General features: G+C 67.4%; 15 protein-coding genes. 9 read left to right on the top strand and 6 right to left on the bottom strand.

The features are described 5' to 3' along the window. Positions 1–260 precede the first annotated feature (260 nt). The gene (locus AB4Y67_RS01580; protein WP_441404059.1) at positions 261–1859 is read left to right on the top strand and encodes an ABC-F family ATP-binding cassette domain-containing protein; all 1599 of its coding nucleotides are present in this window, start codon (positions 261–263) and stop codon (positions 1857–1859) included. A gap of 256 nt (positions 1860–2115) precedes the next feature. On the opposite strand, the gene AB4Y67_RS01585 is transcribed toward AB4Y67_RS01580, so the two are convergent. Genes AB4Y67_RS01585 through AB4Y67_RS01600 form a run of 4 tightly spaced genes read right to left on the bottom strand, consistent with a single transcriptional unit; the run spans position 2116 to position 4214 of the window. Continuing rightward, positions 2116–2592, bottom strand: coding sequence for a YbaK/EbsC family protein (locus AB4Y67_RS01585; protein ID WP_441404060.1), 477 nt, complete (start codon positions 2590–2592; stop codon positions 2116–2118). A gap of 3 nt (positions 2593–2595) precedes the next feature. Then, positions 2596–3486, bottom strand: coding sequence for an SURF1 family cytochrome oxidase biogenesis protein (locus tag AB4Y67_RS01590; RefSeq protein WP_441404061.1), 891 nt, complete (start codon positions 3484–3486; stop codon positions 2596–2598). Further along, positions 3487–3735: a hypothetical protein gene (locus AB4Y67_RS01595; RefSeq protein WP_441404062.1), complete on the bottom strand. Its 249-nt coding sequence runs from the start codon at positions 3733–3735 to the stop codon at positions 3487–3489. Continuing rightward, positions 3732–4214 (bottom strand): DUF3099 domain-containing protein, encoded by a 483-nt coding sequence (locus AB4Y67_RS01600; protein WP_441404063.1) that lies wholly within the window; start codon positions 4212–4214, stop codon positions 3732–3734. The genes AB4Y67_RS01595 and AB4Y67_RS01600 overlap by 4 nt, the downstream gene beginning before the upstream one ends. A gap of 150 nt (positions 4215–4364) precedes the next feature. On the opposite strand from AB4Y67_RS01600, the gene AB4Y67_RS01605 reads away from it, so the two are divergent. The 3 genes from AB4Y67_RS01605 (at position 4365) to AB4Y67_RS01615 (ending at position 6622) form a co-directional block, all read left to right on the top strand. Beyond that, complete coding sequence (locus AB4Y67_RS01605; RefSeq protein WP_441404064.1) at positions 4365–5090, top strand: beta-ketoacyl-ACP reductase; 726 nt, start codon at positions 4365–4367, stop codon at positions 5088–5090. 206 nt (positions 5091–5296) lie between these two features. After that, a complete protein-coding gene (locus AB4Y67_RS01610) occupies positions 5297–5716 on the top strand; it encodes an Hsp20/alpha crystallin family protein (protein ID WP_441404065.1) in 420 nt (139 codons plus the stop codon). A 156-nt stretch (positions 5717–5872) separates the two neighbouring features. Further along, positions 5873–6622: an SDR family oxidoreductase gene (locus AB4Y67_RS01615; RefSeq protein WP_441404066.1), complete on the top strand. Its 750-nt coding sequence runs from the start codon at positions 5873–5875 to the stop codon at positions 6620–6622. A 91-nt stretch (positions 6623–6713) separates the two neighbouring features. On the opposite strand, the gene serB is transcribed toward AB4Y67_RS01615, so the two are convergent. Then, the gene (serB, locus tag AB4Y67_RS01620; RefSeq protein WP_441404067.1) at positions 6714–7622 is read right to left on the bottom strand and encodes a phosphoserine phosphatase SerB; all 909 of its coding nucleotides are present in this window, start codon (positions 7620–7622) and stop codon (positions 6714–6716) included. A 155-nt stretch (positions 7623–7777) separates the two neighbouring features. Between serB and AB4Y67_RS01625 the strand changes: the two genes are divergently transcribed. The 5 genes from AB4Y67_RS01625 to AB4Y67_RS01645 all read left to right on the top strand — a co-directional run bounded on the left by AB4Y67_RS01625 (position 7778) and on the right by AB4Y67_RS01645 (position 11885). Beyond that, the gene (locus AB4Y67_RS01625) at positions 7778–8563 is read left to right on the top strand and encodes an ABC transporter ATP-binding protein (RefSeq protein WP_441404068.1); all 786 of its coding nucleotides are present in this window, start codon (positions 7778–7780) and stop codon (positions 8561–8563) included. A gap of 18 nt (positions 8564–8581) precedes the next feature. Continuing rightward, positions 8582–9367: a sulfite exporter TauE/SafE family protein gene (locus AB4Y67_RS01630; RefSeq protein ID WP_441404069.1), complete on the top strand. Its 786-nt coding sequence runs from the start codon at positions 8582–8584 to the stop codon at positions 9365–9367. A gap of 56 nt (positions 9368–9423) precedes the next feature. After that, entirely contained in the window at positions 9424–10233 is an 810-nt protein-coding gene (locus tag AB4Y67_RS01635) for a TrmH family RNA methyltransferase (protein ID WP_441404070.1), read from the top strand. 165 nt (positions 10234–10398) lie between these two features. Continuing rightward, positions 10399–10656 (top strand): type B 50S ribosomal protein L31, encoded by a 258-nt coding sequence (locus AB4Y67_RS01640; RefSeq protein WP_441404071.1) that lies wholly within the window; start codon positions 10399–10401, stop codon positions 10654–10656. A 122-nt stretch (positions 10657–10778) separates the two neighbouring features. Then, positions 10779–11885, top strand: a complete 1107-nt coding sequence (locus AB4Y67_RS01645) for a lipoate--protein ligase family protein (protein ID WP_441404072.1) — start codon at positions 10779–10781, stop codon at positions 11883–11885. 133 nt (positions 11886–12018) lie between these two features. Here the strand turns inward: AB4Y67_RS01645 and pepN are convergent, their stop codons facing one another. Beyond that, positions 12019–14622 (bottom strand): aminopeptidase N, encoded by a 2604-nt coding sequence (pepN, locus tag AB4Y67_RS01650; RefSeq protein ID WP_441404073.1) that lies wholly within the window; start codon positions 14620–14622, stop codon positions 12019–12021. Positions 14623–14625: the final 3 nt, after the last annotated feature.

Here is a 14625-nt window from a genome sequence, read left to right on the forward strand (position 1 = left end):
CTAACGCGGGTGAATCGGGGACATGCTTCTCTGTTTCTGACTGTACGAGCATGGCGGCGCGCGTTTTTTGTAGGTGCTCCACTAACCAGCGGCCCGGTTGCTGGAGGGCAGCGCCAAAGGCTCCCGGCCGGTGTCCTTGTCATAGGGCGGAGGCCTGGCCGGTAGACTGGGAGAGGCCGTCCTCTCGGCCACACTGCCCCGGCCTTTCCAGACTCACTTTTGTGCCGCGGCGTTCCCTGTTGTGAAAGGCCTTAGCTGCATTGATTACCGTCCAGGATCTCGAACTGCGCGCCGGCGCCCGCCTCCTTATGGACCAGGTGAGCTTCCGGATCGACAAGGGAGACAAGATCGGCCTTGTGGGCCGTAACGGTGCAGGCAAGACCACACTGACGCGGGTGCTCGCGGGCGAGGGCCTGCCGGCCGGCGGCAAGGTGACCCGCAGCGGCGAGATCGGCTACCTGCCGCAGGACCCGCGCACGCCGGACATGGAACAGATGGCCCGTGACCGGATCCTGTCGGCCCGCGGCCTGGACATCGCCGTCGGGAAGCTCCGCGTGGCCCACGAAGAGATGGCCAGCGACGACGCCGACATCCAGCGCAAGGCGATGAACCGCTACGACCGGCTTGAGTCCGAGTTTCTGGCAGCCGGCGGCTACGCGGCTGAGGCCGAGGCCGCCGCAATCTGCTCCAACCTGGCGCTCCCGGACCGGCTGCTGAACCAGCCGCTCAAGACACTTTCCGGCGGCCAGCGCCGCCGTGTGGAGCTGGCCCGCATCCTGTACTCGGACGCCGAAACGATGCTCCTCGATGAGCCCACCAACCACCTCGACGCCGACTCGATCTCCTGGCTCCGTGAGTTCCTGAAGAACCACCAGGGCGGCCTGATCGTGATCAGCCACGACACGGAACTGCTTGAAGCCACCGTGAACAAGGTGTTCCTGCTGGACCCCAACCGCGCGCAGATCGACTTCTACAACATGGACTGGAAGCGCTACCTCCAGCAGCGCGAGACGGACGAGCGTGCCCGCAAGCGGGAGCGCGCCAACGCGGAAAAGAAGGCCCAGGTCCTCATGGACCAAGCCAACAAGATGCGTGCCAAGGCCACCAAGGCCGTCGCCGCGCAGAACATGGCCAAGCGTGCCGAGCGTCTGCTGGGCGGCCTCGAGGCCGTGCGCGCGACCGACCGCGTGGCAGCCCTGCGCTTCCCGGATCCGTCGCCCTGCGGCAAGACCCCGCTCACCGCGGACGGCCTCAGCAAGTCCTTCGGCTCGCTGGAGATCTTCACGGACGTGGACCTCGCCATCGACCGCGGCTCCAAGGTGGTCATCCTGGGCCTCAACGGCGCCGGCAAGACCACTCTGCTCCGGATGCTCGCCGGCGTCGACAAGCCGGACACCGGCGAAGTCGTCGCGGGCCACGGCCTGAAAGTGGGCTACTACGCGCAGGAGCACGAGACGCTCGACGTCGACCGGACCGTGCTGCAGAACATGCGTTCCTCCGCCCCGGACATGAACGACGCGGAAGTGCGCAACATCCTCGGTTCGTTCCTGTTCTCCGGTGACGACGTCGACAAGCCCGCCGGTGTGCTTTCCGGCGGTGAGAAGACCCGTCTGGCACTGGCCACCATCGTGGCCTCAAGCGCTAACGTGCTGCTCCTCGATGAGCCCACCAACAACCTGGACCCGGCCAGCCGCGCCGAAATCCTTGGAGCCCTCAGCAACTACACCGGCGCAGTGGTCCTGGTGAGCCACGATGAAGGTGCCGTTGAAGCGCTGAATCCTGAGCGCGTGGTGCTGCTGCCCGACGGCGTCGAAGACCTCTGGAACGCGGACTACCTGGACCTGATCACGCTCGCGTAAGCGGCTGCGGTGCTCGCTTGCGGGCGCCTCCGGCCTGGCCCGGGCGGTTTGCTCCGAGACGTCGGAGTGCCGACGTAGGTATGACCCGGTTCCGGTGCCCCGTACCCGTCCATATGACACGAATGGCCGCTAACCGAGCAGGTTTAGTGGCCATTCGTGGCAAACGGGTGGGAGGCAGCCGCGCCCAAGCGTCCCGGCAGCCACGGAACCTCCAAACCGAACGTCCATGTGAGGCAAAGGATCCATGCGGGGAGGACTAGCGGACGGGCATTTCTTTGGCGTCGGTGATCCGATGCAGCTCGTCGTAGGTGATGGAGAACATCGAGTTGTGGTCGCCCGCGCCGGCCCAGAGCACGGGATGGGCCGCCAGGGACTCGTCCAGCAGCGTCCGAATTTTCGCCGGGTGGCCCACCGGGGCTACGCCGCCAACTTCCTGGCCGGTGTGTTCGAGTACGAATCCGGGGGAGGCGCGGCGGATTTTGCCCGTACCCAACTGGGCGGCGACCTTCAGGACATCGACCCTTGCGGCACCGCTGGCCAGGATCAGCAGCGGGGTGCCGTCGAGGTCGAATACGAGGCTGTTGGTGATCGCCGCGACATCGCAGCCCAGCGTGGCGGCGGCCGCAGCCGCCGTCGGGACTTTCGAATCGAACACTGTAACGGTGTCTTCTGCGCCCAGCACGGTCAACGCGCGCTTGACCCGGGCCACGGGATCCGGAACCACGATGTCCACGGCTCAGAACCCCTGTGCGTCCAGGATGGCGTCTTCCTCTTCTTCCGCCGTCGCGTTCTTCCGCTTGCGGGGGACAGGACGACGGCGGGTCACCGGACCGCTGGAGTGCATGAACCCGCCGGCGGAGCCTCCCTCTGCCGCCTGCGCTGCGGCGTCCTCGGCGTCGATGGCCGCGTTCCGGGCCTGCTGACGTGCCGCGTACCCGAAGCCGATGAACATCAGGACGCCGAAGGCGAACCACTGCAGCGAGTACGACAGGTGGGTACCCTCCTCGGTGGTCGGCTTCGGGAACGGGAAGGGCATCGCCGCCACAGACGGGCTCTCGGACGCTAGCTGCCCATACGCGCCCGTCAGCAAGGGGTAGCCGAGCTGGCTCGAGTAGGTTTTGAGGTCGATCGAGGCCAGCTGCCCGTCCGGGGCGCCGCGCTGGAGCTCGGGCTCGGAAGGTTTGAGGCGCGCGACGACGGTTACCGTGCCTTGGGGCGGAGCCGGGACCGAGTCCGGACGGCCCGGGTTGTTGTTGCCGATCGGCAGCCACCCGCGGTTAATCACGACGGTCTCACCGGTTTCCACCCGGAACGGGACCACGACTTCGTAGCCGGGTTGGCCATTGAGGGGCCGGTTGCGGACGATGCGCTGCCCGTCGACGTCGTAAGTGCCCTGCAGCTCCACCTGCGTCCACTCGCGGTCCGCCGCGAGGGAGCTGAACTGCTCCTTGACCTCGGCGAAGGGGACCGGCGTGGCGGAATAGTTGGAGGTAACGCGGTTGATTTCCGCGAGGGTTTCCGCGCGGCGGTCCATCTGCCAGCGGCCCAGCCCGACGCAGGCGGCCGCAAAAATAGCGGCCAGCAACAAATAGCCCAGCCATTTGCTGGAAAAGAGAAAACGGTACATTCAGATTGCCTTGCCTGCCGGGTCCAGTGCCACAGTGTCTTTCCAGAGCCCGCGGGTCTGCAGATAATCCTCGAGCCAGGCCCGATGCTCTCCGCAGGCCAGCCAGATCTTGCGCCGTTCCGGGGTGTGGATCTTGGGGTTGTTCCAGAGTAGCTGCCATTCGGCGCCGCTCCGGCATGCCTTGCGGGAGCACACGGCCTCCGCAGGTCCGGCTGCTCCGCCGTTCCCGGTGAGATCAAAAAGGTTCACGACGCCGCCCGTCCCTGGCCGGCGTCATCCCCGGCGTCTTCCGCGGGGAAATCCCGCCCATCCTTCGACGCGTCCTCGTCATCGACGAGTTCGCCCTGCAACAGCGTCATCGACGGATCCTCCTGTTCCGGGCCCCCCGGAACCGCGGCCGGGGCATCGAGCTGGGCCAGCGGGGCGTAGTCCAGCAGCGAGTCGGCGTGGACCTCCGCCTGGTCACCTCCGTTGGCGATGATAACGGCGACCCAGGGCAGAAAGACGGCCCCGATGACCGGCAGGACCTTGAACCAGCCGTCCACCACGAAGATCAGGATCAGGCACACCATGCGGATACCCATCGCCACGGCGTACTTGATCATCCGCTGGCGAATCTCTTCAGAATGCGCCGTAGCGGCGTCCGTGATGCTGTGAACCTCGGAATCACCGGACGGGACGTCCGGGGTCCCGGGCACAGGTACACCGGGTCGGTTTTTGAGTGTCACGGCTGTCAGATCACGCTCCCAAGGCTTACTCCAATTCTCTCACCAACGGCAGGGCCGCCCAAACGCGGGCCGGCCGGGCGCTAAGATCGGAGGCAGGAAAATCCCGCCCCCAGCGCGGCGCCGTCCGCCGCAGAATTCCGGAGCCCCACCATGTCTGAAACAGCAACCACCGGCCGCAGCGTCCTGATCACCGGCGGAAACCGCGGAATCGGCCTCGCCATCGCCGAAGCTTTCCTAGCCAACGGTGACAAGGTGGCTGTCACGTACCGCAGCGAATCAGCGCTCCCCGAGGGCATTCTCGGCGTCAAGGCAGACGTCACCGACGAAGCCTCGGTGGACGCCGCGTTCGCAGAGGTCGAAGCCGCGCACGGCCCCGTCGAGGTGCTGGTGGCGAACGCCGGCATCACCAAGGACACGCTCCTGATGCGGATGAGCGAGGACGATTTCACCTCGGTCATCGACACCAACCTCACCGGCGCCTTCCGCGTGATCAAGCGCGCCTCCAAGGGAATGATCCGGGCACGCAAGGGCCGCGTCGTCCTGATTTCCTCCGTCTCGGGCCTCTACGGCGCGCCCGGCCAGATCAACTACTCCGCGTCCAAGGCCGGCCTGGTCGGCATCGCCCGCTCCCTGACCCGCGAACTGGGCGGCCGCGGCATCACCGCCAATGTGGTGGCGCCCGGCTTCATCAACACCGACATGACGGCGGAACTGCCCGAGGCAACCCAGAAGGACTACCTGTCCAAGGTCCCCGCCGGCCGCTTCGCCGAAGCCTCCGAGGTTGCCAACGTGGTCCGCTGGATCGCCAGCGAGGAGGCCGCCTACATCTCCGGCGCGGTCATCCCGGTCGATGGCGGCCTCGGCATGGGCCACTAGGCTCCAACAGTCGACGACGACGGCGACGACGACGGGAGTCGCTGCGGCCGGCCCTCACCGGGCCGGCCGCAGCCTGCCCGCCCACCACCGCTCAGGGCCTGCCGCGCTGGGACCTTCAGCCCTTTGCGCCGTGCGTCCGCAGGTGTGTAATAGGGCTACAGCCCCTGACCCCACCTTGGCGGGGGCATGGATTCAGGAGGACAACTGTGGCTGAACTGAACAAGTGGGTCGCCTCGGACATGCTGGAGCCGATCAAACGCTTCCTCGACGGCGACCTCACCATGACGCCGTCCATCAAAGTCGAACAGTTTCTGGACGGAACCACGCAGGTGGTGCGCGCCGAAGTCCCCGGCATCGATCCCGACAAGGACGTCGACGTCTCCGTGAGCGGGGGCATGCTGCACATCAGGGCGGAACGTGAGGAAAAAACCGAGCACAAGAGCAAGGACGGCTACCGCTCGGAGTTCCGCTACGGCTCCTTCTCGCGCAGTGTTGCGCTGCCGCCGGGCACCCGGGCGGAGGACATCACCGCCACGTACAAGGACGGCGTCCTCGAGGTGCGGGCACCCGCCCCCGTGACCACCCCCGACACGACGTCCCGGAAGATCAGGATCGACCACCCGTAGCGGGGCCGGATGCGGCGGGGCCGGCGCCCGTGGACCCGGCCGCCACTAGCCCGCTGCTGCTTCTTTGTGGAACCCGAACAACTGAAAACGCCCGTGGCGCTGGCATGATGGACTGCAGACCCACCGTTTTTGGACGTTTGGAACAAAGGAGCTCGTATGGGACTGCTGGACAACAAGACCGCAATCGTGACCGGTTCATCGAGGGGCATCGGCGCTGAAGTCGCCAAGATCCTCGCCGCCGAGGGCGCCGCCGTCGTCGTGAACTACCGCCAGAAGGCGCCGCGCGCCAACAAGGTCGTTACGGAAATCGAGACCGCCGGCGGCCGTGCCGCCGCCGTCGGGGCCGACCTCACCACCCAGGAAGGCGTCCAGGCCCTGGCAAGCGCCGCGATGGAAAACTTCGGCTCGCTCGACGTCCTGGTCCTCAACGCCTCCGGCGGGATGGAATCCGGCGTGGAAGAGGGCTACGCCCTCAAGCTCAACCGTGACGCCCAGGTGAACATGCTCAACGCCGCCGTGCCGCTGATGCCCGAGGGTTCCCGGGTGGTCTTCGTGACCAGCCACCAGGCACACTTCATCAACACCGTGCCCACCATGGAAAACTACGAGCCCGTGGCACGCAGCAAGCGCGCCGGCGAGGACGCCCTCCGCGAACTCGTCCCGAACCTGGCCGAGAAGGGCATCTCCCTCGTCGTCGTCTCCGGCGACATGATCGAGGGCACCGTGACGGCCACCCTGCTGGACCGCTCAAACCCGGGCGCCATCGAGGCCCGGCGTGCCGAGGCCGGGAAGCTGTACTCCGTGGTCGAGTTCGCCGGCGAGGTTGCCAAGATGGTCACGGCCGACGTCGAGTCCGGCCACACCGAGTACGTCGGCGGCTCCGACTACTTCAACAAGAACAACTAAGCACCCGCCTCACAGGCAGGACAACAAGGAAGGCCGGGGCAACCGCCCCGGCCTTCCTTTGTTCAGGGCCATCAGGTGACCGTGCGGCCTCTCAGACGCCGGCGATGTGCCGCACCGCGTCAAGGTACGGCAGGTTCACCGCGGCGTCCGCCACAGCACGGACCGCCGGCTGGGCGTTGAACGCCACGCCGATCCCTGCGGCGCCGAGCATGTCCAGGTCGTTGGCGCCGTCGCCCACAGCAATCGTGTGCTCCATCGGGATGCCTTCCCTGGCGGCCCATGCGCGCAGGTATTTCTCCTTCGCCGCCCGGTCGATCACCTCGCCGATCACCTTCCCGGTCAGGGCGCCGTCGACGATTTCGAGCTCGTTGGCGATCCAGTAGTCCAGCCCCAGCCCCTCCGCGATGGGCTGCAGGATCTGGTTGAAACCGCCGGAGATCACTGCCACCACGTGGCCCGCGGCCTGGAACGCGGCCACGAGTTCCGCCGCGCCGAGGCTCAGCTCCACTTCGGCACGGACGGAATCGACGACGTCGGCGGGCAGCCCGGCGAGGACCGCCACCCGGGCGTGCAGGCTCTCGGCGAAATCCAGCTCACCGCGCATCGCGGCCTCCGTCACTTCGGTCACTTCTTCACGCTTGCCGGCGTAGGCGGCCAGGAGTTCGATGACTTCCTGCTGGATCAGGGTGGAATCCACATCCATGATGAGGAACTTCCGCTGCGCGTTCCGCAGCGAGGCGGGGACAATCGCCGTGTCCACTCCCGCTGGGCCGGTATCGGCTGCCGCCCGGCGCACTCCAGCCAGTGCCGACTCCCCGCTGTCCGGGCCGGAACCAAAATCAACGCTGCCGTCCGCCGTGTACACCTCGAAGCGGGAGTCGCCGGTGCGGGTTTCGGCGTCGAGCGCCACTCCCGCGTCTGCCAGCAGCGCACGGAGCCGCTGCACTTCGGGGAGGGTCAGTTTCGGGGCATAGCTCACTGCGGTCACGAACAGGTTCATGGCTTCAATCCTAGCGATCAGACGGATGGGGGCCCGAATTCGTTGCGCCCCGGTGACGCCGCGGCACCCTGGCGGCGGCTGCCCGGCACGCACCCGGCGCGGGCCCGGTGTTCCGGTTATCAGTCGTCCGCTTTTATGTCCTAGTGTCTACTCCTATGAGTGATGTTCTTGAAATGGCCGCCGTCAGCGTTGTGCGTGGGGCAAAAACCCTCCTGGACAAGGTCGACTGGCAGGTCCGGGAAGGCGAGCGTTGGGTGATTCTTGGCCCCAACGGCGCCGGCAAGACCACTCTGCTGCAGATCGCCGCGGCACGGATCCACCCCACGAGCGGGATGGCGGGCATCCTCGAAGAGATCCTCGGCGCCGTCGACGTCTTCGAACTCCGGCCCCGAATCGGCCTGTCCTCGGCCGCGCTGGCCAACCAGATCCCGGAACACGAGAAGGTCCTCAACGTCGTCGTGACGGCCGCGTACGGTGTCACAGGACGGTGGCGCGAGGGGTACGAGAAGGACGACGAACGCCGCGCCTTCTCCCTGCTGAACGAGTGGGGCATGGGCCCGCTGCTCAACCGGCCGTTCGCCTCGCTCTCCGAGGGGGAGCGCAAGCGCGTCCAGATCGCCCGTGCCCTGATGACGGACCCGGAGCTGCTGCTCCTCGACGAACCCGCCGCCGGGCTCGATCTGGCCGGCCGCGAGGACCTCGTGTACCGGCTCAGTGAATTTGCCCGCGACGAGGCCGCCCCGGCTATTGTGCTGGTCACGCACCACCTCGAGGAGGTCCCGCCGGGCTTCACGCACGCCATGCTGATGCGCGACGGCGGCGTCGTTGCCCAGGGCCCGATCGAAGGCGTCCTGACCGCGGAGAACCTGAGCGCGACCTTCGGCCTGCCGCTGGACGTCAGCGTTGCCGCCGGCCGGTACACGGCCACCGCACGCCGCTGAGCGGGCCGCTGACCGCGCGTGGAGTTCCTCAATAGCGTCTTCATTTTCTTTGCCGGGCTCTGGGCCGGGACCATCAACAGCGTGGTGGGCTCCGGCACCCTGGTGACCTTTCCGGTGCTGATCGCCCTCGGCTACGCGCCGGTTACGGCCTCGATCAGCAACGCGATGGGCCTGGTGGCCGGGAACGCCTCCGGCGCCTGGGGCTACCGCAAGGAGCTCACGGGGCGCGGCAGGCAGCTGCTCAAGCTGCTGCCCGCCTCGGTTCTGGGCGGCATCACCGGCGCCTACCTGCTCCTGCACCTGCCCGAGAAGGTCTTCTATTACGCCGCCCCCGTCCTGATCGTACTGGCGCTGCTGATGGTGGCCTTCCAGCCCAAGCTGCAGCAGTGGGTCCGGAACCGGGAACAGAACCCCGAGCACGCCATCCGGGACCGCCGCCACGGCGTCATCCTCGTGGTCCTCGTGTACCTCGCCGGTGTGTACGGCGGGTACTTCGTCGCCGCGCAGGGCATCCTGCTGGTCGGGATTCTGGGCATCTTTATGACCGGGACCATGCAGAACGCCAACGCCATGAAGAACATCCTGGTCCTCGCCGTCAACGTTGTGGCGGCGGCCTCCTATCTGCTCTTCGCGTTCGGCCGGATCGACTGGAATGTCGTCGGGCTGATCGCCGTGAGCTCGCTGATCGGCGGTGTGATCGGCTCCAAGGTCGGCCGCCGGCTGTCCCCGGTGGTCCTGCGCGGGGTCATCTTTGTCCTGGGCCTCGTGGCCCTGGGGTTCATGATCGCCAACCTGTTCAAGTGATCCCGTCCCGTGACCCCTGAACCTTTCCCGAATTACTCCGCTGAAATGGCCCGCCCGTGACTTTCCACCACCTTGAGTCCGCCGACGACCCGCGGGTCTCCGACTACACCCAGCTCACCGACGTGCACCTGCGCAAGCTCCGGGAACCCGCCGAGGGCATGTACATCGCCGAGTCCTCCCGGGTGCTCCGCCGCGCCCTCGCGGCAGGACACCGGCCGCGGTCCTTCTTCCTCGCCGAGAAGTGGCTCGAGGACCTCGCCGATGTGTTCGCGGAGTACCCGGACGTCCCGGCCTATATCGGTTCCGCCGCCCTGCTCGAGGACATCGCCGGTTTCCACCTCCACCGCGGCGCGATGGCCGCCATGCAGCGCCCCGAACCGGTGCCGCTGCCCGAGCTCCTCGCCGGGGCACGCAGGGTCGCCGTGCTGGAGGACATCGTGGACCACACCAACGTCGGCGCGATCTTCCGTTCCGCCGCAGCCCTCGGCGTCGACGCCGTCCTCGTCTCCCCGCGCTGCGGGGACCCGCTGTACCGGCGCAGTGTCCGGGTTAGCATGGGTACGGTGTTCCAGGTGCCGTGGGCCCGGCTGGAGAACTGGCCGGGGGACCTCCAGGCGCTCCGGGACCATGGCTTCACCGTGGCCGCCATGGAGCTCACCGGCGACGCCGTCGACCTCGATGAGCTGGCTGCCCGCCAGCCGGGGAAACTCGCCCTTGTCCTCGGCACAGAGGGTGCCGGGATGAGCGCGGGCACCCTCGCCGCCGTCGACCTTGCCGTCAAGATCCCCATGCGGCCGGGCGTTGACTCGCTCAACGTGGCGGCCGCGTCCGCCGTCGCATTCTGGGAACTCCGGCCGCGCGACTGAACCGTATGCCTGAACCGCGCGGCTAAAAAACGGAACAGCTGGTCAGGCGGCGAACGCGCCGATCTTCCGCTATGATTGATAGCTGGCCGTCCGGTCCATTCCGCCGGCCATCCCACTCATACCTGGCAGCTGGCAAAATCCAGTTGCGCGAACAAAGGTCCAATTATGCAGTCTGATATCCACCCGAAGTACGAAGCTGTTGTTTTCAACGACCTGGCTTCCGGCGTCAAGTTCCTGACCAAGTCCACCGTGTCTTCCAAGAAGACCATCGAGTGGGAAGACGGAAACACCTACCCGGTCATCGACGTCGAAATCTCCTCCGAGTCCCACCCGTTCTACACGGGCAAGCAGCGCATCATGGACTCTGCAGGCCGCGTCGAGCGCTTCAACGCTCGCTTCAAGGGCTTCGGCGGCAAGAAGTAACTACTTCTCCCCAAGGTCTTTTGGAAAAGCCCGCACCGGAAACGGTGCGGGCTTTTTGCGTCAGATGACCCCCGAACGACCCTGTTCCTGCAGGCCGGCCGCCACGTGGCAGGATTGAGGGCATGACAACCCTCCGCCCGGATCCCGGTTCCAACAGCGCTGACGACGGCGGCACGCGCCGCCACGGGGAGTACAAGGTTCCCGGCGGCAAGCTCGTGGTGGCCGATCTCGACGTCGTCGACGGTGCCCTCGCGAACGTCTCGCTCAGCGGCGACTTCTTCCTGGAGCCGGACGAGGCGCTGCTGGCGATCAACCGGGCTCTCACCGGCCTCCCGGCGGAGTCCGGCGCGGCGGATATTTCCGCCGCCGTGGCGGCTGCCTTGCCCGCCGACGCAGTCCTGTTCGGTTTTTCCGCCGACGCCGTGGCGGTGACCGTCCGCCGCGCCCTCGCGAAGGCCACCGGCTGGGCGGACCACCACTGGAACATCATTGGGCCTTCGGTGCTGCCCACCSACATCAACGTCGCTCTCGACGAGGTCCTGACCGAAGAAGTCGGCGCGGGCCGCCGCAACCCCACCCTGCGCTTCTGGGACTGGGAGGAACCCTCTGTGGTGATCGGCAGCTTCCAGTCGGTCCGGAACGAGCTCGATCCGGCCGGCGTCGAACGCCACGGCATCAGCGTGGTCCGCCGGATCAGCGGCGGGGGAGCGATGTTCATGGAGGCCGGCAACTGCATCACGTACTCGCTGTACCTGCCGCAGACCCTGGTGGACGGCATCAGCTTCGCCGACTCCTACAGCTTCCTTGACGCCTGGGTGATGGCAGCCCTCGAGAAGATGGGCATCAGCGCCTTCTATGTGCCGCTGAACGACATCGCCACCGAGCAGGGAAAGATCGGCGGAGCCGCGCAGAAAAGGCTCGCGAACGGCGGCATGCTGCACCACGTCACCATGAGCTACGACATCGACGCGGACAAGATGGTGGAGGTCCTGCGGATCGGCAAGGAGAAGCTCTCCGACAAGGGCACCCGCAGTGCGAAGAAGCGGGTGGATCCGCTCCGCCGGYAGACCGGACTGTCCCGGACCGACATCGTCGCGGCCATGATGGACGTCTTCACCGAGCGCTACGCTGCAACGCCGTCGGAGCTCACCGACGCAGAACTGGCCGCGGCCCATCAACGGGTGGAGTCCAAGTTCGGCACCGAGGAGTGGCTGCACCGCGTCCCGTAGGGCCCTGCGATCGCATCGGCTGCTCCGTACCGGCACACTCGCCTCGCAAGCTCGGCCAGGGAACCCTGCCGGCGTGGGCCCAGCCGCCCTTATGGGCCGCCAAAAGGGCAGTTACGGAGCAGTCGACCGGGGGTTAGACCACGGCCTGTGCCGTGAGGGAGCGGTGCAGGTGGCTGCGCTGTTCGATGATGATGCGGCGCAGCGCCCGCGGGGCGTCCACGTGCCCGGCAAGCCACTCATCCGTCCGGACGACGACGGCGTGCGTGTCCGGAGCGCCGCCGTCGAGGTCCTGGCCCGCCGGGTACAGCCCGCGGACAATCCGGCTGGCAATCTCGATGCTGCGCCCGGCCCACACGTCCTCCAGGCACTCAAAGTAGCGGTCCACGAATCCACCCAGCAGGGCCGCCGGGGCCGTGTTGAAACCGGCGATCGTGGCGCTCAGCAGCTGGTTGGAGAGCGAGGTGCCATGCACCGCCTCCTGCCAGGCCGCCTCCTTGACGGCGGACTCGGGGCGGGCGGCGAGGGCGGTGGCATGCCCGGATTTTCCGGCGGCGGTGTTGTCCCGCGCCAGTTCGCCGTGGAGCTCCTCGGCAGTGGCCTGTCCGTTGGCGGCCAGGGCGTGCCAGAGGTTCCACCGGAGCTCCGCATCCACGGACAGGCCGTCAATCACGGTGCTGCCGTCCAGGATGCCGCGCAGCAGGTCCAGCCGACTGCCGTCGTAGCGACTGGTCGCGGCGACCGTCCGGGCCCACGCCAGCTGCTCGTCGGAGCCCGGCGCGGCCCTCTGCAGCTCGTCGGCGGCCAGGGACAGGAAGCCATGGCGGACCGTGTCCCGCCGGGACGCGGGCACATAGCGTTCGATCGCCGTGGACGCGTTGCCCAGGACGTTGAGCAGCACGCCGATGCCGGTCTCCGCGGGGCCGAAGCGCTTCACGGCGTCCACATAGAGGGACGACGGCGTGGCCGCGTCACGCGCCGAATCCCAGAGCGCGGTCCAGCACAGGGCCCGGGCCATCGGATCCGTGAGCGCGCCGAGCGAGGCCCGGACGGTGGCCTCGGAGCGCGGGTCCAGCCGGACCTTGGCGTAGCTGAGGTCATCGTCGTTGACCAGCAGCAGGGCCGGCCGCGGCTTGCCGGACAGGGCCGCCACCTCGGTCCGGGCGCCGCTGACGTCGGTCTCGACGCTGTCCGTGCGGACCAGGGCACCGGCGTCGTCCATCTCGTAAAGGCCGATCCGCAGGCGGTGCGGCCGCGGCTCCTGCCGGCCCGTCGTCGGGTCCTCGGCGTCCTGATGGAGGGTCGCGGTCCCGAGGACGCCGTCGCGCTCCTCGATCCCGGTGGTGAGGGTCGAGATCCCGGAGGTCTGCAGCCACTGGCGGGCCCAGTCCGCGAGGTCGCGGCCGGAGGCGGCGCTGAGCGCGGCCAGCAGTTCGGCCAGGGTCGTGTTCCCGTAGGCGTGGTCCTTGAAGTACTGGCGCGAACCGGCGATGAAGGCTTCGAAACCCACATAGGCGACGAGCTGCTTGAGCACCGAGGCGCCCTTGGCGTACGTGATGCCGTCGAAGTTCTGCTTGGCGGCTTCAAGGTCGGGGATGTCGGCGACGATCGGGTGCGTCGTGGGGAGCTGGTCCTGCACGTAGGCCCAGGCTTTGCGGTTGTTCGCGAAGTTCACCCAGGCCGTGGCCCAGTCCGTGGTGCGGTCCACGCCAAGGGTTCCCATGTAGTCCGCGAAGGACTCCTTGAGCCACAGGTCGTCCCACCACTGCATCGTGACGAGGTCGCCGAACCACATATGGGCCATCTCGTGCAGCAGGGTGTTGGCGCGGGCCTGGTACTGCGAATCGGCGGCCCGGGAGGTGAAGACGTAGTTCTCCGTGAAGGTCACCAGTCCGGGGTTTTCCATGGCGCCGAGGTTGTACTCAGGCACGAAGGCCTGGTCGTACTTGCCCCACGGGTACGGGAAGTCGAAGAGCTCGTTGAAGAAGTCCAGGCCGTTCCTCGTGAGGGCGAAGAGCGCCTCGGGGTCGAAGGACGGCGCCATCGACGCGCGGCAGTAGAGGGCCAGGGGCACCTCCAGGCTGGTGCCGTCCCCGAGGGTCCCGCGCCAGGAATCCTCGGCCTTGAAGTAGGGGCCGGCCAGGACGGTGGTGATGTAGGTGGACATCGCCTTGGTGGGGGCGAAGTCCCAGCGGCTGGTGTCCGGGTCGCTGGTCAGGTGCGTGCGCCCGGTCTCGACGCCGTTCGAGGCCACCTGCCAGGCCGAGGGGGCCATGACGTGGAAGGTGAATTCCGCCTTGAGGTCGGGCTGTTCGAAGTTTGCGAAGACCCGGCGGGCGTCCGCGGGCTCGTACTGGGTGTACAGGTAGCACTGGCCGTCAGCCGGGTCGAAGAAGCGGTGCATGCCCTCCCCGGACGTGCTGTACAGCGCGGTGCCCGTGACGGTGACCTGGTTCTCCGCAAGAAGGTTGTCCAGCCGGATCCGGGAGCCGTCCACGACGTCCTTGACGTCCAGACCCTTTCCGTTAAGGAAAACGCTGTGCACGTCGCTGCTGATGAAGTCCAGGAACGTGGAGGACCCGGTCTCGCCGGCGGAGAAGTTGATGACGCTGCGGCTTGTGTACCCGGCGACATCCTGGTCCGCGGCCTGCCGGACGTCCAGTGAGACGTCGTAGCTGTGCGTAGTGATCAGGGCTGAGCGGGTTGCGGCTTCATCGCGGCGCAGGTTCTGGTTCGACACCCA

This window comes from Arthrobacter sp. YAF17 (assembly GCF_052113365.1).
In the GTDB taxonomy this organism is placed as follows: domain Bacteria; phylum Actinomycetota; class Actinomycetes; order Actinomycetales; family Micrococcaceae; genus Arthrobacter.

Coding starts and splice junctions, on each gene's coding strand:
- AB4Y67_RS01590 (WP_441404061.1), bottom strand. CDS start 3,486: ATGTACCGTTTTCTCTTTTCCAGCAAATGGCTGGGCTATTTGTTGCTG.
- AB4Y67_RS01615 (WP_441404066.1), top strand. CDS start 5,873: ATGGGACTGCTGGACAACAAGACCGCAATCGTGACCGGTTCATCGAGG.
- serB (WP_441404067.1), bottom strand. CDS start 7,622: ATGAACCTGTTCGTGACCGCAGTGAGCTATGCCCCGAAACTGACCCTC.
- AB4Y67_RS01640 (WP_441404071.1), top strand. CDS start 10,399: ATGCAGTCTGATATCCACCCGAAGTACGAAGCTGTTGTTTTCAACGAC.
- AB4Y67_RS01605 (WP_441404064.1), top strand. CDS start 4,365: ATGTCTGAAACAGCAACCACCGGCCGCAGCGTCCTGATCACCGGCGGA.
- AB4Y67_RS01625 (WP_441404068.1), top strand. CDS start 7,778: ATGAGTGATGTTCTTGAAATGGCCGCCGTCAGCGTTGTGCGTGGGGCA.